This is a genomic window from Danxiaibacter flavus (assembly GCF_041060425.1).
GTDB lineage: Bacteria > Bacteroidota > Bacteroidia > Chitinophagales > Chitinophagaceae > Danxiaibacter > Danxiaibacter flavus.
The window spans coordinates 95,636-116,044 of sequence record NZ_JAULBC010000008.1; the positions used below are offsets into that span (position 1 = coordinate 95,636).

General features: G+C 42.0%; 18 protein-coding genes. 7 read left to right on the forward strand and 11 right to left on the reverse strand.

Annotation, left to right across the window (positions count from 1 at the left end; translation table 11 throughout):
- Positions 1–61: 61 nt before the first annotated feature.
- The 5 genes from QTN47_RS22105 (at position 62) to QTN47_RS22125 (ending at position 9,063) form a co-directional block, all read left to right on the forward strand.
- Positions 62–2,890 carry a TonB-dependent receptor gene (locus tag QTN47_RS22105; RefSeq protein WP_369331611.1) on the forward strand — a complete coding sequence of 943 codons (2,829 nt, stop codon included), beginning with the start codon at positions 62–64 and terminating at the stop codon, positions 2,888–2,890.
- A gap of 572 nt (positions 2,891–3,462) precedes the next feature.
- On the forward strand, positions 3,463–4,425 hold the full coding sequence (locus tag QTN47_RS22110; RefSeq protein ID WP_369331612.1) for a TerC/Alx family metal homeostasis membrane protein: 963 nt from the start codon (positions 3,463–3,465) through the stop codon (positions 4,423–4,425).
- 22 nt (positions 4,426–4,447) lie between these two features.
- Entirely contained in the window at positions 4,448–6,913 is a 2,466-nt protein-coding gene (locus QTN47_RS22115; RefSeq protein WP_369331613.1) for a bifunctional UDP-N-acetylmuramoyl-tripeptide:D-alanyl-D-alanine ligase/alanine racemase, read from the forward strand.
- 115 nt (positions 6,914–7,028) lie between these two features.
- A complete protein-coding gene (locus QTN47_RS22120; RefSeq protein WP_369331614.1) occupies positions 7,029–7,682 on the forward strand; it encodes a lipoprotein signal peptidase in 654 nt (217 codons plus the stop codon).
- A 130-nt stretch (positions 7,683–7,812) separates the two neighbouring features.
- On the forward strand, positions 7,813–9,063 hold the full coding sequence (locus tag QTN47_RS22125) for an IPT/TIG domain-containing protein (protein WP_369331615.1): 1,251 nt from the start codon (positions 7,813–7,815) through the stop codon (positions 9,061–9,063).
- Positions 9,064–9,622: 559 nt separating this feature from the next.
- Here QTN47_RS22125 and QTN47_RS22130 read toward each other — a convergent pair.
- The 11 genes from QTN47_RS22130 to QTN47_RS22180 all read right to left on the reverse strand — a co-directional run bounded on the left by QTN47_RS22130 (position 9,623) and on the right by QTN47_RS22180 (position 19,456).
- Entirely contained in the window at positions 9,623–10,798 is a 1,176-nt protein-coding gene (locus QTN47_RS22130) for a hypothetical protein (protein ID WP_369331616.1), read from the reverse strand.
- Between the two features lie 38 nt (positions 10,799–10,836).
- A complete protein-coding gene (locus tag QTN47_RS22135; protein ID WP_369331617.1) occupies positions 10,837–11,835 on the reverse strand; it encodes a 2-hydroxyacid dehydrogenase in 999 nt (332 codons plus the stop codon).
- 199 nt (positions 11,836–12,034) lie between these two features.
- Complete coding sequence (locus QTN47_RS22140) at positions 12,035–12,976, reverse strand: sterol desaturase family protein (protein ID WP_369331618.1); 942 nt, start codon at positions 12,974–12,976, stop codon at positions 12,035–12,037.
- A 105-nt stretch (positions 12,977–13,081) separates the two neighbouring features.
- Positions 13,082–13,237 (reverse strand): hypothetical protein, encoded by a 156-nt coding sequence (locus tag QTN47_RS22145; protein ID WP_369331619.1) that lies wholly within the window; start codon positions 13,235–13,237, stop codon positions 13,082–13,084.
- A 2-nt stretch (positions 13,238–13,239) separates the two neighbouring features.
- Positions 13,240–13,413, reverse strand: a complete 174-nt coding sequence (locus QTN47_RS22150; RefSeq protein ID WP_369331620.1) for a hypothetical protein — start codon at positions 13,411–13,413, stop codon at positions 13,240–13,242.
- A 1,243-nt stretch (positions 13,414–14,656) separates the two neighbouring features.
- Positions 14,657–16,228 (reverse strand): glycoside hydrolase family 10-like protein, encoded by a 1,572-nt coding sequence (locus QTN47_RS22155; RefSeq protein ID WP_369331621.1) that lies wholly within the window; start codon positions 16,226–16,228, stop codon positions 14,657–14,659.
- 25 nt (positions 16,229–16,253) lie between these two features.
- Positions 16,254–16,703 carry a MarR family winged helix-turn-helix transcriptional regulator gene (locus tag QTN47_RS22160; RefSeq protein WP_369331622.1) on the reverse strand — a complete coding sequence of 150 codons (450 nt, stop codon included), beginning with the start codon at positions 16,701–16,703 and terminating at the stop codon, positions 16,254–16,256.
- A 102-nt stretch (positions 16,704–16,805) separates the two neighbouring features.
- Positions 16,806–17,837: a radical SAM/SPASM domain-containing protein gene (locus QTN47_RS22165; protein ID WP_369331623.1), complete on the reverse strand. Its 1,032-nt coding sequence runs from the start codon at positions 17,835–17,837 to the stop codon at positions 16,806–16,808.
- Between the two features lie 67 nt (positions 17,838–17,904).
- Positions 17,905–18,069 carry a hypothetical protein gene (locus QTN47_RS22170; RefSeq protein WP_369331624.1) on the reverse strand — a complete coding sequence of 55 codons (165 nt, stop codon included), beginning with the start codon at positions 18,067–18,069 and terminating at the stop codon, positions 17,905–17,907.
- A 217-nt stretch (positions 18,070–18,286) separates the two neighbouring features.
- Positions 18,287–18,943, reverse strand: a complete 657-nt coding sequence (locus QTN47_RS22175; RefSeq protein ID WP_369331625.1) for a tetratricopeptide repeat protein — start codon at positions 18,941–18,943, stop codon at positions 18,287–18,289.
- Between the two features lie 48 nt (positions 18,944–18,991).
- Complete coding sequence (locus QTN47_RS22180) at positions 18,992–19,456, reverse strand: VOC family protein (protein ID WP_369331626.1); 465 nt, start codon at positions 19,454–19,456, stop codon at positions 18,992–18,994.
- Positions 19,457–19,680: 224 nt separating this feature from the next.
- On the opposite strand from QTN47_RS22180, the gene QTN47_RS22185 reads away from it, so the two are divergent.
- Together QTN47_RS22185 and QTN47_RS22190 are read left to right on the forward strand one after the other, a co-directional pair.
- A complete protein-coding gene (locus QTN47_RS22185) occupies positions 19,681–19,944 on the forward strand; it encodes a GIY-YIG nuclease family protein (RefSeq protein WP_369331627.1) in 264 nt (87 codons plus the stop codon).
- Positions 19,945–20,098: 154 nt separating this feature from the next.
- Entirely contained in the window at positions 20,099–20,362 is a 264-nt protein-coding gene (locus tag QTN47_RS22190; protein WP_369331628.1) for a GIY-YIG nuclease family protein, read from the forward strand.
- Positions 20,363–20,409: the final 47 nt, after the last annotated feature.

The following is a 20,409-nucleotide window of genomic DNA, read 5'->3' on the forward strand; positions in this document are numbered from 1 at the left end:
CATTTAAATACTATTAGTCTATATATTTGGTAGGAATTATAGAAATAACACTCCACCAACTATGAGAAGATTTATTGTACTTCTTGCAACAGTATTGCCTTTATTCGTACTTGCCCAGCTAAATGGTAGTTTGATAATTAGCGGGAAAATAGTGAACGAACACAACCAACCGGTACCTTCTGCCTCCGTTAGTATTAAAGGCAGTGACAAAGGTGTTGTAACCAACGCCGACGGTAGTTTTTCATTGGTAACCAACCAAAAGTTTCCTTTTCGCATTGTAGTTTCTTCGGTAGGATTCGCACCACAGGAATTGGAAGTAAAAAGCCAGGATTCCAAACTCAACATCCAGCTTGTTACCCAAACTTACATGGTTGACGAAGTCGTAGTGACCGCCAGCAGACAGTCGGAAAAATTGTTACAGTCACCGGTGACAATTGAAAAACTGGATATTAAAGCATTAAAAGAAACACCTTCTTCATCATTTTATGATGCAATAGGAAATCTTAAGAATGTGCAGATGACCACCGCAGGTTTAACCTTCAAGGTTTTCAACACGCGCGGCTTTAATGTTCCTAACAATTTCAGGTTTATGCAAATGGTTGATGGTATAGACAACCAGGCAGCAACTTTAGGTGTGCCATTGGGAAATGCCATCGGGCCAACAGAACTGGATATTCAGAGTATTGAAATTACACCAGGTGCTTCTTCCGCTTTATATGGAATGAATGCACTGAACGGAATGAGCAACCTCATCACAAAAAATCCTTTCAAAAGCCAGGGCTTAAGCGTTTACCAAAAGGTTGCGTTTAACCACTTTGATGGTAAAGGAAGTTCTCCAAAGCCAATCTCTGAAACAGCCATCCGTTATGCTCAAGCATTTAACGACAAATTTGCCTTTAAAGTAAATTTCAGCTATTTCACAGGTACAGACTGGTATGCGGATAATCATACAGATTTTACACCCAACCTCAACCCGTCATTCCCTGAATTAAATGGCAAGAACAATATTGCCAATGATTCATGGAACAAGTACGGCGATAATGCCAACATCGTTATCACAGATAAAAACAACAAACAATACACTGTACACAGAACCGGTTATTGGGAAAAAGATATAGTTGGCGATTATACGGTACGCAACACAAAATTTGATGCCGCCCTTCATTATAAAATAACGCCCAAGTTGGAAGTGTCCTACGCCTATCGCGTTGGCCAGATGGATGGATTCTTTCAGCGTGGTAATCGTATAGGCCTTCGTGGTGTAGTAGTGCAAAACCATAAGATAGAATTGGTGCATCCTGATTTTACGATCCGCGCTTATATGTCTTTAGAGAATACGCACAATTCTTACAACATGAATCCGCTGGCGGATAACCTGGAGAAATCTTTCAAGCCGGATAAAAAATGGGCGGCAGATTATACAAAGGCTTTAAACAGCGCACTGTCAACAACAACTGACCTCGTAGCGGCTCATCAGGCTGCACGTGCAGCGGCGGATGCAGGGCGTTTTGTTCCGGGTACCGAAGCATTTAACGAGCAGGTACAAAAAATTAAAGCAAGGAACGACTGGGATATTTACCCGACTTCCAGCGACCCCACTAATACTACCGGCGGTGCAAGGCTTTTGCAGATGAGCCATTTTTACCATGCAGAAGGCACCTGGAACCTGAGAAGATATATCAAGTTTGCTGATGTACTTGTTGGTGCAGATTACCGTACTTACGAAATCATTCCTGACGGAAACAACTTTGTTGATTTCAGCAAGCCGATAGATAAACGCAACACACCGGGCGGAAACAATATATGGTATGCAAAAACAGGCGGCTTTGTGCAGGCTAGTAAAAAACTGTTTGATGCATTAAAGCTGACTGCCTCACTCCGTTATGATAAGAGTGATTATTTCAGTGGTAAATTCAATCCGCGCTTATCAGCTGTTTACACATATAAAGAGAAACACAACTTCCGTGCTTCTTTCCAAACGGGATATCGCTTCCCTTCTTTATTTGAAGCATTCTCTTTTGTAAATAACGGTGGTGTGCGCCGTGTGGGCGGTCTGCCATTTATTGAAGAAGGATTGGGCTACTTCAAAAATTCTTACCTGACTTCTTCTGCCGATGCCTTCAGCAAGGCGGTTACCGTTGACAGGAACAATGGAATGACACAGGCCGATGCCGAAGCAAAAAATGCTTCAAAATTGAAGGTTGCCAATCTGGATCCGATTCAGCCGGAGCAGATCCACGCGTTTGAGGCAGGATACAAAAGCGTTATATTGAAAAACAAAGTATTTATTGACATAGACGGATATTACAGCCAGTACAAAAGCTTTATTGGCCAGGTTGAGGCAACTGTACCAAACGTTGGTGATGTGAACAATCCAACACCGGAAGTATTACACACAATGACCGACAAATCATTGCAGACAAGATACAGGGTTTGGACAAACAGCCGCTCTACCGTTGCCAATTACGGAGCTGCCCTTGCCGTTACTTATAACTTCTACAAAGGTTACAGTGTAAGCGGTAACGTAAATTACAACCAACTGGCGCAGGACAAAACAAAAGACGATGCCTTGATCCCAGGTTTTAATACACCAAAATGGTTTACCAACCTCAGCTTTGGCAACAGGGAAGTGGTTAAGAATATCGGGTTCAACATAGTTTGGCGCTGGCAGGATTCTTTCTACTGGCAGAATCTCTTCGGTAATGGTAATGTACCTGCTTATAGCACTGTTGATGCGCAGGTTAGCTTTAGGGTGCCTAAACTGTACTCAACTATTAAAGTGGGTGGTTCCAACATTTTAAACACAGCTTACTTTCAATACGTAGGAGGTCCGGAGATACGTGGTGTTTACTACATGTCCATAACCGTTGATGGACTGTTGGCTAAGTAAACGTGTTAAAAACGGGCACTTTTATGCAGGGTCTTTGTAAAAGAAGATCCTGCTTTTTTTTGTACGATGTTAGGTGTACGATGTACGATGTGTCGGATGGCTGATGTCTGCTATGCCTCGCCAAGGTATGTGTCGCTTCGCCAGGGTTTATATCCCACGGACCTTTGGTTGTTGCATTGGGCCGTGAGACACGACCCATGGCGATCAATTGCATTATTATCGAGATATAAGAATACATTTTCAACCCGAAGGAACAACATTTGTGGGTGTCACCCCTTCGGGGTTTTGCTAATGCGTATAATTCTTTCTATAGTAATGCCATCCCCTGCCCATCCGGTCAGGCGGGCTTCGGGATTTGTGTTGGGGTAAAGCTTGAAGTTTACGAACCTATATCTTTAATTATTTGAATCTAACTGTTAATGTTTTCCTGATACCTGATGCTTGACACCTTAAACCTCACGCCTTAAACCTCACGCCTCACACCTCACGCCTGAAACCTGACACCCGATCGCTGATACCTGAAACCTAACCGCCCGAATGCCTTATCTTTGAACATCATCAATTACACCTTAATGACAGCAGATCAGATCGGATACCTCGTTTTTGGAATTGTGTTAACAGGCGCCTTGATATTTGACCTTGGTTTAATCAGCAAAAAAGATAAAAAGATTACCATTAGAGCAGCATTGCAGCAAACCCTGTTCTGGGTGTCACTTGCATTGCTCTTCTTTGTATTTCTATGGTTTGATAAAGGGCAAACCACAGCCCTGCAGTACATCAGTGCTTACCTGATGGAATGGAGCCTTAGTATTGATAACATTTTTGTGTTCATTCTCATTTTTACCTCTTTTGGGGTGAAAGAAAAACATGTGTCCCGTGTGCTCTTGCTCGGCATCCTCATGGCAATTTTATTCAGGGTGATCTTCATAACCATCGGCGTTGCACTGGTTGAACGTTTCGAATGGATCTTATACCTGTTTGGTGTTTTCCTGGTATATACCGGCGTCAAGATGTTTGCATCAAACAGCGACGAGGAATTTGAACCGCATGATACAAAAGTGTATAAACTGCTTAAAAGGGTATTGCCGCTGGTTCCGCATGATGGAGACGGTAAGTACATGGTACGTGAAAACGGTAAACGGTTTTACACAACCTTATTCGTTGTCATTATTCTGCTGGCTTCGATAGATATTGTTTTTGCGCTGGATTCCATTCCGGCTGTAATGGGTATTTCAAGGGACAAGCTCGTTATTTATACTTCAAACATTTTCGCTGTACTTGGCTTGCGCTCATTATTCTTCCTGCTTCGCGGTGCGGTTGATAAATTTGATTACCTGCAGCAGGGTATCGCCATTGTGCTCGTATTTATCGGTTTAAAAATGCTTGCAGAGCATTGGATCAATCAATATGTTGACAAAAGTCTCCAGGTGTTCATTTCTTTGGGCGTGATACTTGTATGTATTAGCGGATCCATATTTTATTCCATCTTCATGAATAAAAAACAGCCGCAGAATGTAGATGATACTGTTTATTAATACGAGTAAATAATTGTTGGAATTGTATACTTTAAGAGAATTAGCCACCGCAATCAGCGGTGAATTACATGCAGCCAGTGAGCAGGCTGTTATTGAGCATCTGTTAACGGACAGCCGTAAAATTATTTTTCCTGCTACTTCGCTTTTTTTTGCTTTGCATTCTTCCCGAAGGGATGGTCATTCATTTATTGCCGAAGTGTATGAACGTGGTGTAAGAAATTTTGTGGTTGAAAGAAAATTCGATCATTCATCTTTTTCTGATGCCAACTTTATAGTTGTTGACAGCACATTGCATGCCTTGCAGGCGCTTGCTGCCTGGCACAGGTCCAAATTTAAGTATCCGGTAATTGGGATAACCGGAAGCAACGGAAAGACGATTGTCAAAGAATGGCTGTATCAATTGTTATCACCCGATTTTAATATTGTTCGCAGCCCCAGAAGTTATAATTCACAAACCGGTGTTCCCTTAAGTGTGTGGAATATGAATGAAACGCACACGCTGGCCATTTTTGAAGCCGGAATTTCTTTGCGTGGTGAGATGGAAAAGCTGGAGCATGTTATTAAACCTGATCTAGGGGTTTTTACAACAATAGGCGACGCACATAGCGAAGGGTTTATGAACATACAGGAAAAGGTGCGGGAGAAGGCGAAACTTTTTACAGATGCAAGGGAGGTTGTTTTTTGCCGCGATAAAAAAGATATAGCCATAGCGATTGATCATATTGAAACGGCGAAAAAGTTTGATTGGAGTAAAGGTGGAAATGCGAAGCTGAATGTTCAGGAAATACAAAAAAATGAACAGTCAACAAGCATAAAAATGCATTTCAAAAAGGCTGACTTTGAGGTCCTGATTCCTTTTACGGATGACGCCAGTATTGAAAATGCGATAACCTGTTGTTGTGTTTGCCTCTCGCTAAACCTTGCGCCAGCCGTAATTGCGGAAAGAATGCAATTGCTTCAGGCTGTTGATATGCGCCTGCAATTGCTGCCGGCCATCAACAACAACGCCATCATTAATGATAGTTACAGTTTTGATCTGAATGCCTTTCAGATAGCGATAGATTTTCTGTTGCAGCAAAATCAGTATACCAGGCATTGCATCATTATTTCTGATCTTCCTGAACGGTATACAGCTGATCATTACAAGCAATTGATCGCGATGGTCGTTTCGAAAAAGATCAGGAGACTGATCACCATCGGTCCCAAATGGAAGGCACTGCATATTATCCCTGATCAGCAGAATTTTTTGCTGGAACAATATGATCAGACCGAAGAGTTTGTCCATCAGTTCAATACCAATCATTTCCGGAATGAAGCCATTCTACTGAAAGGTGCACGTGTTTTTGAGTTTGAGAAACTGGTGCAATTGTTTGACAAGAAAGTGCATCAAACAGTAATGAGCATTAATCTTACAGCCATCGCTCACAACTTAAAAGAATACCAGCGGGAATTAAAACCTGGCGTAAAGCTGATGGCGATGGTTAAGGCTTACGGTTATGGCAGCGGAAGTGCGGAAGTAGCCAATGTTTTGCAGTTTCATAAAGTGGATTACCTGGCTGTAGCCTATGCTGATGAAGGGATTGATCTTCGTAAATCCGGCATCCGTATGCCCTTAATGGTACTGAATGTTGATGAGGCGGCATTTGAAGCAGTAGTGGAATACAATCTTGAACCAGAACTATATTCTTTTGAAATATTACAAAGCTTTATTGCATTTGTAAAGCACCAGGGCATTCAATCATATCCTGTACACATTAAGCTGGATACCGGTATGCACCGGTTGGGATTTGAAGAAAAAGATGTGGATGAATTATTGGAGATCCTGAAGGAGAACAAGAATTCAATCGTGGTAAAATCAGCCCTGAGTCACCTGGCTGCAAGTGAAGATCCGGGTGAGGATGCGTTTACCAAACATCAGATTGACACTTTTGTAAGATGCTGTGATCGTATTGCCGCGGTGTTGCCTTACACTTTCATACGGCATATTTCCAACTCAGCGGCAATATTCCGACATCATGAAGCGCAATTTGATATGGTGAGACTGGGAATTGGTTTGTATGGTGTGGACAGCGCCGCAGAACATCAGCTTGCCCTGCAGACTGTTGCCACGTTGAAAACAACAATTGCCCAGTTAAGAATGGTGAAAGCAGGGGATACCATTGGTTATAACAGGCGAGGCAAAGTTGAGCGTGATTCTCTTATCGCCACGATACGAATTGGTTATGCAGACGGATTCAGCCGTAACCTGGGGTACGGAACAGGGAAAGTCTGGATCAATGGCCGGCTTTACCCGGTTATTGGCACCGTTTGTATGGATATGACAATGATTGATGTAACCGGAGCTGAGGATATAAAAGTTGGCGACGAGGTAGAGATTTTCGGCCCCAATCTTCCCATTCAGCAGGTATCTCAATGGAGCAAAACCATTGCTTACGAGATACTTACGGGCATTAGCCAACGTGTGAAACGGGTGTATTTAGAAGAATAGAATCCTGGAAAGATCTAGTTTTAACAATCTCTAGTGCTGAAAGCTAAAAGCTGATAGCTGATAGCTCGCAAAGCACTATCTTTTCCCCTTATCTTTGCCGCAAAAATTTTTTACAGTGAAGGGTAAACAGGTTATTCTGTTGATTGCAGCTATTTTGGTGGCAGACCAGGCCATAAAATTGTTTATTAAAACGCATTATTATCTTGGCGAAGAGCACAAGGTGATAGGTAACTGGTTCAGGCTGCATTTTGTGGAGAATGAGGGCATGGCATGGGGCTGGAAGTTCGGCGGCGGACTTGGAAAAGTGCTGCTTACCATGTTCAGGCTGGTGGCAGTAATAGCCGGTACGTTTATCATTCGCAATTTTATCCGTAAAGGACATTCCAGGGGATTCATTATCTGCGCTTCGCTGATCTATGCCGGTGCGCTGGGAAACCTGATAGACAGTATGTTCTACGGTCTTATTTTTAATGAAAGTGATCCTTTTTCTCAAAATCTTGCGCAGCTTTTCCCTCCGGGTGGCGGCTATGCCGGTTTCCTTCACGGAAAAGTGGTGGATATGTTTTACTTTCCGTTGATAGACACTACCCTGCCATCATGGATTCCGTTCTGGGGTGGCGAACGGTTTGAGTTTTTCCAGCCGGTATTTAACCTGGCCGATGCTTCAATATCTGTTGGTGTGATTGTGTTGTTCCTTTTCCAGAAAAGATTAATGCCGCATCCTCCAAAAAAGGCTGAAGAATCTCAGCCGGAAACAATTGTGAAATAATTACTTTAGCTATAACTGACATTGCGTGCTAACAAAACGGTAATGAACATTTTGCCAAAGCTTTTTTACAGCCCGAAACATGAAAATAAGCAGTATGTTGACATTTTCAGATACCCTTAATAAAAAACGCATGAAACGCCCCCTTTGTATACTGGTGATCGTCGCAGCCTTTTATGCAGGGTGTTCAAAAGAGCCTAAAGAGCTTAAGCCAAGTGGCCCGGAGAAGGTTTCGATCACGTCAATTGCTCCATCGAGTGGCCTGGCAGGCACAAAGGTTGTCATTAAAGGCGCTCATTTTGGAGTTAACCCATTAGATAACATTGTCACCTTCAACAACAATCCGGCAGTAGTGTTTTCATCCTCTGCTGACTCTTTGATTGTAATAGCTCCCGCAAACGGCACATCAGGACCCGTTACAGTTGCAGTAGCAGGAATTACTGCAATCGGACCCGTTTACACCTATATTGCCGACCCGGTAGAAATTGCTGACTCAGTAGACGTGTATGTGGCAGCTGCGGCTATGGGTGTTATGTATTGGAAGAATGGTGAGGCGACTTATCTGGAACCTACACAAAATAACATGGGAGGAGCGTTCGGCATTGCAGTATCAGACACCGACGTGTATGTTGGCAGCTATACTCATTTTAACACGTATCCAAGTTTTCAGGCGGCCTATTGGAAGAACGGAAAAAAAACGAACCTTTCTTCGCCTGAATCAGCAGGACAGGTAAGAGTACTTGAGTTATTCGGCAACGACCTCTATGTAGGTGGCAGTGAAAACGACAAGCCTGTGTATTGGAAAAACCGGGTAAAATACAGTTTGCCCTTTACCGGTGGTTATGCAAGGGTAAATGCATTGGCCGTCAATGGCAACGATGTATATGCAGCTGGTTTTCAACCAGGACCTGGTAATGAGTGGCATTCGGTTTATTGGAAAAACGGCATTGAAACCGTTCTGGGCAAAGATGCCCTGGTTGATATAGGGGCTACTTCCATAACAACGAGCGGTAACGACGTATATGTTTGCGCTACCGAGTCGGGGGATGCAGTCTACTGGAAAAATGGAGTGAAGGTAACATTGGATAAATATCCGGGTGTTGATCCTGTTGCTGCCAACGCAATTGTGTTAGCAGGCAACAGCATTTATGTTGTAGGCAGTTATCGTGGGGACGCTGTTTACTGGAAAGATGGAGCAAGGATTACGCTCCCTAAACGGGGATCTTCTGCCGTCGCCACAGCTATTACATTTTATCAATCCGATATTTATATTGGTGGGCGGGATGGAGGCTTACCTGTGTACTGGAAGAATGGAGTTGAGGTTCGGCTTTGCTGCAGTCAGTACGGAACTGTAAGTGCCATTGCCGTAACTAAAAAGCAATGACGCTAAAGCCCTTTGGCTTATGTTTCAAATTATACTAACTTACTTGTTTTAAATAAGATCTCCTTCCTTAATACTGCGATAAGAAGTAAAACAGCTCAAAAGAAACATCAGGTACCATTTAACAGAAGAAAACTTCAAAATGGGTTAAACACGTAACAAAAGCTTTTGCTGCTCGACATGCTAACGCAGCACTACACGTGGCGGTTCGTTAGACACGAACCATGGCGCTAGATTCGCGCGGAGTTTGTCGGACCGACAATGAATGATAATGATATAACGAAGATCCTAAAGTCACGAATTGAAACCTTTTCAACATTGAGTGCTTTTTGCTTGTGAATGGTTAATGCCCTACGGGCAATGAATACAATGGGTGCGGAATTTTCTATTGAGCTTAATGCCCTACGGGCAAGAGAACCATGAGACTACAATTTTGTATCCTGTGCATGGCAGGTTTAGCATACATTAAGATCTCTTCGCTTCAAATTGTGCCAAAGTTTGTTGCATAAAAAAACTGCTTCGTTAATCGAGAAGCAGTTTTTAATAAAGAAAATATTCTTAGTTATTGGACTGTTGTTTTGAATTGCCCGTTTGTTATTGTAAAAGGCCCCCCAAGAAGAGTCATTGCCGTCCCCGAGAAGCTACCTGTTAAGAGCTTCGACGATGGGTCATAGCTTGTTGCGTTGATGGCTATATTCACAGCTGGTGCTTCTTTTGCAGCACCAAAAATGAGTGTCTGGGGGTTTTTAATAATAAATCCAAAAAAATTACTTGAAGACTGATCGTTGGTATTGAATGTACCGGTTGGCGGACTTGTCAGGGAATGATCAAACGAATAAGCTATTGCAAAAGTTGTATCGCCGGTTGCTGCTGTTGATCCAAGAATCCACATCACCTTGTACGTAAGCGAATCTGCTATAAAAGAAGTGTCAATATAGCCGTGATAATTATTGGCGCCTTCTGTGAAACTCCACGCATAATCATCTCCATTTACAGCGTCAAGAACGGTAAATGTAATGCCACATCCACCCGATCCATTTGAGAACTGGTATTGAAAGGCACCGGCGTCCGTCGGTGTGCCAATTCCATCAAGATAGACAGTCTGGGGACCCGTTGTCGTAAACGTACCGGTCTTGCTGAAGCTTATGCCGTTGACTGTATTGGTTGCGATATTAAAATTTCCTAATGTTGTAACATTTACTACGACACTCAATTTGTTAGTTGCATCCAGCGCTTTTCCAGCGACATATCTGCCATAAACTGAATCGGAAGCACAATCACCAAATGTAAATTGGCCACCTCCCTGCCCAGAACCTGTGCTATCTTGTATTGCTAATTGAAACGCACAAATGGACGTATCGTAATTCAATGTAAATTCTGCAAAGCCGTTTTCAGGAAGACCGGTTGGTTTCAAGTGAATGGTGTTCATACCGAGGTTCATAAATACACCACTATCCTTGAAGGAAAGGCCATTCTGCATATTAGTATAAATAACGTAGGTCCCTTTTTGGGTAACATTTACTTTTACTTCTAGATAATTGGAATCGGTGGGGGTAACTCCGCCATAGAACACACCATGTGGAATAACCGTCATGCAATTGCCGCTGTCGTCTTTAAGTGTGCCAATGGACTCCTGGCCGGGAATAATGCCTGTTTCAAAGCTTTTTTCTTTCGTACAGGAAATAAACCATGCCATAACAAATAAGAATAATGCGCCGAATGCTAGTAATTTTTTCATGAATACTGCAAGTTGATTTTGTAATATATAGATATGGGCTAAACTAATAACGCTGCCTTCGAGGATAAATTGCTTTTGGTGGCCAATTCCTGTATATTTTGCAGGGTTACAAGCGCTATCTGGGTAAGTGCTTCGCTTGTAAAAAAGGCCTGGTGTGCGGTAACCAGTACGTTGGGAAAGCTCATTAACCGCTGTATGGTGTCATCTTCAATAATATCGGCAGAAAGGTCGCGGAAGAATAATTTTTCCTCCTGTTCATACACATCAATACCCAAATAGCCAAGCTGCCCTTTTTTCAGTGCTGCGATAACAGCAGGCGTGTCTATTAATCCACCGCGGCTGGTATTGATCAGCATGGCTCCTTTTTTCATCATTGCCAATGTGGAGCTGTTGATGATGTGTTTGGTCTGATCGTTCAACGGACAGTGCAATGAAACTATATCGGATTGTTGCAGCACTTCAATAACCGGCAGATATTCCACGCCCGAAGCTTCCACCTCTCTGTTGGCGATAACATCAAAGGCAATAACCCGGCAGCCGAATCCTTTCATGATCCTGCAAAATGAGGCTCCAATATTCCCTGTTCCGATTACGCCAACTGTTTTACCGTGAAGATCAAACCCAAGTAAGCCGTTCAGGGAGAAATTCTGCTCGCGAACGCGATTATATGCTTTATGTGTTTTGCGATTGAGTGTTAGAACCATTGCAGCAGTATGCTCTGCTACAGCTTCCGGTGAATATGCCGGAACGCGGCAAACGTGAATGTTATTTATTCTTGCCGCTTCAAGATCCACATTGTTAAACCCTGCACAGCGCAACGCAATGATCCGCACGTTCCTGGCCGCGAGTTGTTCAATTACAGCTGCATCGACCCTGTCGTTGACAAAAACACATACTGCATCTGCATTTTCAACAAGACTTACGGTTTGAGCATTCAATTGTGTTTCGAAAAACTCCAGTTGAAAACCAAACGAATCATTGTATGTAGAAAAGAAATGTTTATCGTACGGTTGTGTTGAAAAGAAGGATATTTTCATCAGTGTGTTTTTTGGTTTGCAACTGTTCCCGTCGGGTGGATTTTCAGTGCTGCATAACGCCAGCACACTTATGTAGGCAAATGTAATGTTTAAATGAATTGAAAAATTGCCATTGATTGTACGGCCAGATTAAATAAAAAACGGCCGGAATTTCTTCCAGCCGTCAAGTACCAATAAAGCTGCCTATGAAAATTTTGACTTACGAAATAGCTACTTCTGCACCTGTCTCGCGCGATTGCAATACTGGTTGGAGATGGTGCCCGGCCGGGGCATCCGCTTCTTCTCTGACTGCGGGTCCATCGGCTGCAAGTTCACTACCCGGAATTTTTGATTTGAAGATGGGCCAGAGAAACTGAGCATACCATTCATCAGATTCATAATGTGAGATGCCATATTTTTCCGGGTATTTCCTCGAGATATGCGCTGTTCCAAAAATGATATCCCACAGGAAGAACATGTTGCCAAAGTTGCCCTTATAAAAGCCGACGCCATCGCCATGTGTATCCGCATGATGCGCGTGATGTGTGGCCGGAGTTGAGATCAATCTTTCCAATACCCAGGCTATGGGGTTCAGCCATTTGATCTGGTAAAAAGGTTTATCCCAAGGAATGCTGGAATGTGCAAGCGTGGTGATCGTACCTTTTATACCTCCTACAACAAGTGCTGCAGGTCCGAGACCTAAATAGACCAGTGCTGTTGTCAGGTAGATCTGCGAAAAGAAAAAAGTATAGATCAGGTTTTGACGGCTTGCCATCGCCATACCCATATAGGGCGCAGAATGGTGCGTACGGTGAAAGCGCCACATAAAGCGTACTTCATGATGCAGGCGATGATACCAGTATTGGGTAAGATCATCTGCGACGGCTATTATCAGGCATCCCCAGAAAAACGGCACCCAGCTAAAATAGCCTTTGTAGCCTGGTAATACTACCGGCAGTAATTTCAATCCGAAATAAGCGATCGCCGGTCTAACAACCAGGCGCGGAATGATGAAGCAGATAATATCCAGCGTTCGTTCATTTTTGCTCCATTTGCCTTTGTACAATCCAAATGAGAATTCTACAATACCAAGGGCGATCATGAAAATTACCAGTCCATTGCCGTGGAAGCTGTCGAGAATAAGTTGAAGAAATTTTCCCATAGTTAAATTTTTGAAGTGAGGAATGAGGTGTGAGGAATGAGGTGTGAGGCTTGAGATGCCGGGTGTTTTACCTGATACCTTAAGCCTGATACCTGAAACCTTAGATTATTTTGTTTGTTCTGTCGCTGCGTTCGCTTTCTTTAGCCAGGGCTTTTGCCCGGTAATTGATAAGTATAAAAACATCAGTAATATCGGCAGCGCATACAAAAACAAACTGAGGAAGATGCTGCGCCCTATTTTATCACGAGTTGCTTTTGCCATGATTATCTGTTTAATGAAGTTTGAATTTGTGATGAATCAGGTTCACTATTTTTTGTGGGTGTAAGCGTTTTTTGTGTAAGCCAAAGCGCCCCGAAAATGAGTGCCAGTGGAACAAGCACCAATATGAAACCCACAAGTATTTTCTTTATAAGGATATTAAAGTCTTGAAGTACCATGCGTGTCTTTTTAATTGTATACAGTTATTTGGTTGATTGCTTTTTGTGACTTGTTTATCAATGTTCTTCTGATGTAAAACGAAGAGACACTGAGCATTCCGAACTAGTTTGGTTGCTAAGGACAAAGCGAGAACTGCGTGGCTAATAAATTTACCACCATTTATGTACACGCGCTTTCGCCCGCCTTAGCAATATTGTATATGGGTTAGAAAAAGAAGTGAAGATGAAATCAACAACAACAATAGAAGTTGGATGCGTTGTAAGAGTAAGAAACCACCAGTTGTTTAATTGTCGTGTTCATACAATAAAATTTCAAAACAGTTAAATAATGTATGCAAGCTTGCCAGTTCGTTTGCAAGTCTTGTTATTGGTGGTAAATAATTAGTCTACTAAAACTATAGACAAATATAGTTTTGTGAATTTAGATTTCAAAATTTTATTTTTCAAATGACTATTTCAATTGACAGTTGAAAATTGACAATTGAAAATGATGGGCGAAATGTATCATTTTCAAAAAACAAAACAGGGGCAGATTTATTCGCTGCCCTTTCTGTTATTGTTGGTGCGAAGCGTTCATTTCCTTTGTTGCATATCAACCGGATGCAAATTTTCTTTCGCTGAAAATATACAATCCCGAATAGATAGTATTATTATAGGAACGTCTAAGCCCATTTGTCCAAACCCTGAAAGGGTGACATAGTATAATGTCAACCCCTGCCCGTTCGGTCAGGCGGGCTTCGGGTTTTAAATGCGGACGTGTGTATCTTTCTATAATAATTTCATCCCTCCGGGATTTGGTCTATCTGCGCTGAAATATTTCGTAGTATACATTGTGGCCCTGTTGTCTCTTCATCAATAGGAGCAGGGCATAGTTGAAAATTGAGATAAATGACGGAGGCTATAATATTGAAATCGTCTCTTCAATGCCAAATAAAAAAGGGCCATTCAAAAACTGAACTTCCATCTTCCTTCAATGGATAATTGAAAATTGACAATTGACAATTGAAAATGATGGGCAGAATTTGGGCTCTTGAACATTCTTTTATTAATGCTCAATAAAAAAGCGCCATTCAAAAACTGAACAGCCCATCTTCCTTCAATGAATAATTGAAAATTGACAATTGAAAAATGATGGGCACAATTTGAGCTCTTAAAAATTCTTTTATTAATGCTCAATAAAAAAGGGCCATTCAAAAACTGAACAGCCCATCTTACTATCTTACTATCTTACTATCTTACATGTCTACTTCTTCACCATCCACCCCTTATTCGTCTTCACATATTGCGCAACGTTGCTCAGCGGGCTCTCAACGTTTTCTGTGCTGAGGCAGCTAATTGCGACGTAACAATTGTTCCATTCTTTAGGGATATCAGTGTCGAAAATGTCTACAGATAAAGAAGGTTTATTAAAGGCAGAAAAAATGTATCGCGGGTGTTGTCCGAGTGTAGGGATATCATTCGCTATGTAAACAACATAGGCGCGGAGGTCTTCTTCGCCATCAGCCTGTTTGGCATCTATCTTTAATACAGTTCCTTTGAAATTACCTTCGCCGTTTCGTGCATTTACAATGGTTGGTTTAGCTGGCGGCGTGCTGTCAATCCAGGGCATCGGTGGAATGATGGCCGGGTACTTATAATAGTTGAACCGAAGGCTGTCGCTCCAGCCATTAGGATTGCGTTCAAAATTCTTACTGCTGAAGAATGCACTGCCTTGTATCTCGGGATAGTCACGCAATAATTTAATCTGGTTAGGTAACTCGTTTGGGTTTCTCCATGGTTTGGTGGGATTTTCAAAAACGCGGTAAACACCATGTCCAACATAAAGGTGCCTTCCGTAAGTATGTTTGGTCCACCAGTCGAGCAGTGTTTCATAGTCACACAAGTGATGACCTATCTCCCAATACAGTTGCGGCGCAACATAATCAATCCATCCTTTACGTAGCCAAAGCAGAATGTCGGCATAAAGATCATCGTAGTTGGTAAGACCTGCTCTCGTATCACTTCCTGCAGGATCAATATTGCTGTTTCTCCAAACGCCGAATGGACTAATCCCGAATTTTACCCATGGCTTGGTTTGGAAAACGATATCGTGAATTGATTTTACAACGCTGTCACAGTTGGCCCTGCGCCATTCCGGCTTACTCATGCCCCTGCCGTATTTCCTGAAAGTACTTTCATCGGGAAAATCCCTGCTGCCTATTTTATAAGGGTAGAAATAGTCATCCATGTGAACGCCATCAATATCGTACCGTTGCACGAGGTCCTTCACAAGATTTGTGATATAGTTAACTACGGCAGGCTCTCCGGGGTTAAAATATTTTTTATCACCGTAGGTAAAAAACCATTCGGGATGTGTGCGCGTAACGTGTGTAGGAGCAATTGAAGATTTGTAAATATTGAAAACAGCCCTGTAAGGATTTAGCCACGCATGAAATTCCATTGCCCGTTTATGAGTTTCTTCAACCATAAACTGTAACGGGTCATAATAAGGAACAGGTGCCAGCCCTTGTTTCCCGTTCAGGTATTCGCTCCAGGGTTCAAACTGAGAGGGGTAAAAAGCATCTGCAGCGGGTCTGATCTGAACAAATACGGCATTCATTCCATTACGGTGATGCATATCCAGGATCCGTATAAATTCAGCTTTTTGTTCGTCTACAGACAGATTTCTTTTGCTGGGCCAGTCTATGTTTTCAAGCGTGGCTATCCAAACAGCCCGGAATTCATATTTTGGTTGTGCATAGGCATGTGAAGTGGATATGCCTAATGCAAGAACAAGAACTAATATATAATAAAAAAGAATATTTGTGCTTTTCATGCCGCGAAGATAATTGTAAACGCGGCTATTTGCTCCTTATTTTCTCCAGTAAGTTAACAAGCTGTGAAGCTTCATCTTCTGATATACCTGAAGCCAGATTATCTATTTGTTCATTTTTCTGGTTCAATCTTTCCAGCAACTCTTTACCGGCGTCGTTAATTGTGACGTCAACCAGGCGTTTATCAGTTGTTGAAGTTTTTTTATCAACCAGCTTTTTTAAAATAAGCCTGTCCACAATGCGGCTGGTATCACTCATTTTGTCCAGCATCCGCTCTCTTATCTGAAGCGTGCTTAATGGCTTGCCGCTGGCTTCCAAAATGCGCAACAGGTTAAACTGCTGCGGAGTTATATCTTCCTGCTCTAATATTTTTTTTAATTTTTCCTGAAACCAGTTGCTCGTGTACATAATATTCACCATCACTTTCTGGTAATCATTCCGGAAATTAGTCTGTTGAACAGCTAAGGCACTACTCATGGTTAACAAAGTTTTAAGTCTTATAAAAGATTATTAATGTTAAATAATCAATGGCAAACCTTATACCAAAAACGGAGACCAAAGCACGAGCGGCCTCAAAATTTAATCTTCCCAAACTGTTAATCCTTCGCTGCAGTTCGCACAAATGTCTATATTTTTTCTGCTCGTAATCAATTCCTTACGAAACTGCTTATAGTTATCATTATTCCACACTTCTTTAAAAGACTGCATCCTCAGGTTGCCAAGGCGGTGCACGGCGTCTTTGTCAAAACAGCATGGAACTACAAGGCCATCCCAGGTAATTACATTGGCATGCCATAGTTTCCAACAATGGTTATTTAAGCCACTTTTTATGTGCATAACACCATTGTTGTCCTTTTTATAACGACTGTACTTGTTAATTGTTGGAATTAAATTGTTAGGATCGTTTTCATAGTCATAAACCTGGGCGGTTTTAAAGCGTACCTGGTCTACGCCAATCTCTTTTGCAAGGCGTTTTATTTCGTCAATCTGGTGTTCGTTAGGTTTAACAACCAGGAACTGGAAGAACACAAAAGGGGTTTTGCTATTGAGTTCTTTTTTCCATTTGACAATATTCCTGGCGCCTTCGAGCACTTTATCCAGCTTTCCGCCGCGGCGGTATTGCTGATAAACATCCTGGGTGGTGCCATCAATTGAAATAATTAACCGGTCAAGTCCGCTTTCTACAGTTTTTTTTGCTTTCTCATCATTAAGATAATGAGCGTTTGTGGAAGTTGCGGTATAAATTCCCTTATCGTGGGCATATTTCACCATTTCGAGGAAATCCTGGTTCAGGTAAGGTTCCCCCTGAAAATAAAATATAAGGTATAAAAGCTCTTTGTAAATATCGTCAATAGTCTCCCTGAAGAAGTCTTTTTTCAGCATACCGGTTGGGCGGGTAAATTCCCTCAAGCCACTCGGACATTCCGGGCAACGAAGGTTACAGGAAGTGGTTGGTTCAAAAGACACAGAAACCGGGTATCCCCACTGCACCGGCTTTTTGGTAAGTTTGGTAAGCTGGTAGCTTGTATAAACTTTTGTGGCATTCCACATACGCCTGGGCGTAAGTTTGCTCAACAGGTTAACACTATCATTCCAATTAAAATATGCCATAAGTGGGTGTAAAAGTACGTAAATAGTTAATAGAGGGAAGGGAGCGATGATTGGGAGGCGTGAATAGTCAATGGTGAATAGTGAAAGGTGTGGCAATGATCGCTGATGGCGGATTTGCTGATGGCTGATTTTCGGGGGAGTGATTGGTGAATGATAAATGGTGAATAGTGAAAGGTGAATAGTGAAAGGTGGAGTGATGATCGCTTAAGGCATTTGTTGGTTTTTCGGTCATTCACCTTGAGTTTCAAAAAGTGGAATAGTCTCATATTGCATCGCTTCCGGGGACGCGGATATTAAATTGTGACCGATGAAAGCTGACTGATGAAGTCTGATAGCTAATAGCTGACTGCTAAAAGCCAAAAAGATCCAGCTGCCAAAAACAACTGGATCTTTTTAACTAGTAGACCGATCAAACATGAGTACTTCGTACTTCTAACTTCGTACCTGGCTTATCCTGGTATCCGCGAAATATATTTTTCAATTTCTTTTATCTGTGCTACAACCTCTTTAGATTTTGGGTTGCAGGCTTTTGCCTTTCTGAAGAAGTCTTTGGCAGCTCTGAATTCTCTTTTATTCATGAAGATCTGGCACATACTCAAAAAAGCAACTGCTTCACTTTCTTTATCAGGAATACCTGCGCGTATAGCTGCACGGATATAGCTTTCGCCGTTCTTCATGTCACCTTTTTGCAGCGCCATCATTCCCAATTGAAGTTTGTTGGCACCTTCAGCTTCAGGCATTGGAGCACCCAGGTCAGAGCTTTTCTTCAGGTGTTTTTCAGCAGAATCAAAATCCTGCTTCATCATCGCAAGGTTGCCCTTGATTGTAAAGTACGTAGAACGAATGGGCTTGTACAACAGGTTGGGGAACCAGATAGTAGCAAGAATTCTTTCCACTTCCTCAATATTGCCAGCTTCCATTGGGCCCTGGATCAGGCGCAACGGACCGATGAAAAAATGACTGAATAAGCCAATAACTGCTATAAAATATAAAGGAAACGTTGGCCAGAATCCCGCGGAGCCAGTAACATTCAGTGCAATAGCTGCAACCAGCAAGGCAAGACTCAACCAAAAACGATACTTAATTAGTAAATTATAAAACTGCATACACACATTTTAAGAGCGGCAAAGATAGGGTTATTGCACATCTGATTTTTAATATTTGGCATCGTTAATTTCAATCCAATAACCGTCAGGATCCTTTAAATAAAGCTGTTTAACACCGTCCACTCTAACAGCATATTTGCCTTTTTCGCCGGGCCAGCTTTCAAATTCAATGTTTTCCTTTTGGAGCTTTTTCAGAAAGTCATCTACAGATGCAACGCTAAAGCAGATATGGGCATTTTTATCATGTGTTGTAGCTTCTTTCGCACCGGAAATTACATGGAGGTGGCAATTTTCGCCCACTCTAAACCAGGCATGCTTGCCATCATGAAAAGGCTCTGGCATGGTATCAAGACCGACCAGATCGCGATAAAAATGTGTACTTTTCTCCAGATCGACTACATAAACTGCCACATGATTCATTAATACCGAAGGCTTTTTGCCGCTTTGCGCTTTCACAAGAACAACAGAAAATAGCAGCGCAACAGGCAGGCAAAAACGTAAGAAATTTTTCATTTGATGTTTTATTGCGGTTAGGTGATGAATGTACAGAATAAGTGAAGATTCACGCGAAATATTATGGAGAATCTATTATTTTTGCGGCCGGTTGATTTTGAAGATCAACTTGGTCCCGTAGTTCAATGCCTGCCCGACTGACGTCATTCAGGCGGGGATAGCCGCCCGCCATAGCATTCGGCCAGGGAATAAAAGTTTCCTAAACCACCTAAACCAATATTCATATGTTCTTCGCGTATGTTCTTCAAAGCATTAGGTATCCGGACTATTTTTACAAAGGTCACTGTGAAAATCTTGCATTAAGATTAAGCCAGCACAATTCGTTTCATACCAAATCAAATAAGTATTATGCCCCTTTTAAAATAGTACAGTACGAGTGTTTTGATTCCAGGGACGAAGCAATAATCAAAGAGAAATATTGGAAGACGGCTGCTGGCCGGAGATCTCTGAATAAAATTTTGATGTCAAATTCTGTCAATTCAAAGTAAAAACTAATTTTATCAACCGAAATATTGGAAAACTGCGCCAGGAACGAGATATTTGCAATCCAAATTTGGTCCCGTAGTTCAATGCCTGCCCGACTGACGTCATTCAGGCGGGGATAGAATAGAAGTTTCCTAAACCACCTAAACCAATATTCATATGTTCTTCGCGTATGTTCTTCAAAGCATTAGGTATCCGGACTATTTTTACAAAGGTCACTGTGAAAATCTTGAAGTAAGATTAAGCCAGCACAATTCGTTTCATACCAAATCAAATAAGTATTATGCCCCTTTTAAAATAGTACACTACGAGTGTTTTGATTCCAGGGACGAAGCAATAATCAAAGAGAAATATTGGAAGACTGCTGCTGGCCGGAGATCTCTGAATAAAATTTTGATGTCAAATTCTGTCAATTCAAAGTAAAAACTAATTTTATCAACCGAAATATTGGAAAACTGCGCCAGGAACGA

Excerpts from the sequence above, each read along its gene's own strand:
- QTN47_RS22155 (WP_369331621.1), bottom strand. The coding sequence starts at position 16,228 with ATGAAAAGCACAAATATTCTTTTTTATTATATATTAGTTCTTGTTCTT.
- QTN47_RS22145 (WP_369331619.1), bottom strand. The coding sequence starts at position 13,237 with ATGGCAAAAGCAACTCGTGATAAAATAGGGCGCAGCATCTTCCTCAGT.
- QTN47_RS22110 (WP_369331612.1), top strand. The coding sequence starts at position 3,463 with ATGACAGCAGATCAGATCGGATACCTCGTTTTTGGAATTGTGTTAACA.
- QTN47_RS22170 (WP_369331624.1), bottom strand. The coding sequence starts at position 18,069 with ATGACCGAAAAACCAACAAATGCCTTAAGCGATCATCACTCCACCTTT.
- QTN47_RS22190 (WP_369331628.1), top strand. The coding sequence starts at position 20,099 with ATGTTCTTCGCGTATGTTCTTCAAAGCATTAGGTATCCGGACTATTTT.
- QTN47_RS22150 (WP_369331620.1), bottom strand. The coding sequence starts at position 13,413 with ATGGTACTTCAAGACTTTAATATCCTTATAAAGAAAATACTTGTGGGT.
- QTN47_RS22175 (WP_369331625.1), bottom strand. The coding sequence starts at position 18,943 with ATGCAGTTTTATAATTTACTAATTAAGTATCGTTTTTGGTTGAGTCTT.
- QTN47_RS22140 (WP_369331618.1), bottom strand. The coding sequence starts at position 12,976 with ATGGGAAAATTTCTTCAACTTATTCTCGACAGCTTCCACGGCAATGGA.
- QTN47_RS22135 (WP_369331617.1), bottom strand. The coding sequence starts at position 11,835 with ATGAAAATATCCTTCTTTTCAACACAACCGTACGATAAACATTTCTTT.
- QTN47_RS22130 (WP_369331616.1), bottom strand. The coding sequence starts at position 10,798 with ATGAAAAAATTACTAGCATTCGGCGCATTATTCTTATTTGTTATGGCA.
- QTN47_RS22160 (WP_369331622.1), bottom strand. The coding sequence starts at position 16,703 with ATGAGTAGTGCCTTAGCTGTTCAACAGACTAATTTCCGGAATGATTAC.
- QTN47_RS22185 (WP_369331627.1), top strand. The coding sequence starts at position 19,681 with ATGTTCTTCGCGTATGTTCTTCAAAGCATTAGGTATCCGGACTATTTT.
- QTN47_RS22180 (WP_369331626.1), bottom strand. The coding sequence starts at position 19,456 with ATGAAAAATTTCTTACGTTTTTGCCTGCCTGTTGCGCTGCTATTTTCT.
- QTN47_RS22105 (WP_369331611.1), top strand. The coding sequence starts at position 62 with ATGAGAAGATTTATTGTACTTCTTGCAACAGTATTGCCTTTATTCGTA.
- QTN47_RS22125 (WP_369331615.1), top strand. The coding sequence starts at position 7,813 with ATGAAACGCCCCCTTTGTATACTGGTGATCGTCGCAGCCTTTTATGCA.
- QTN47_RS22165 (WP_369331623.1), bottom strand. The coding sequence starts at position 17,837 with ATGGCATATTTTAATTGGAATGATAGTGTTAACCTGTTGAGCAAACTT.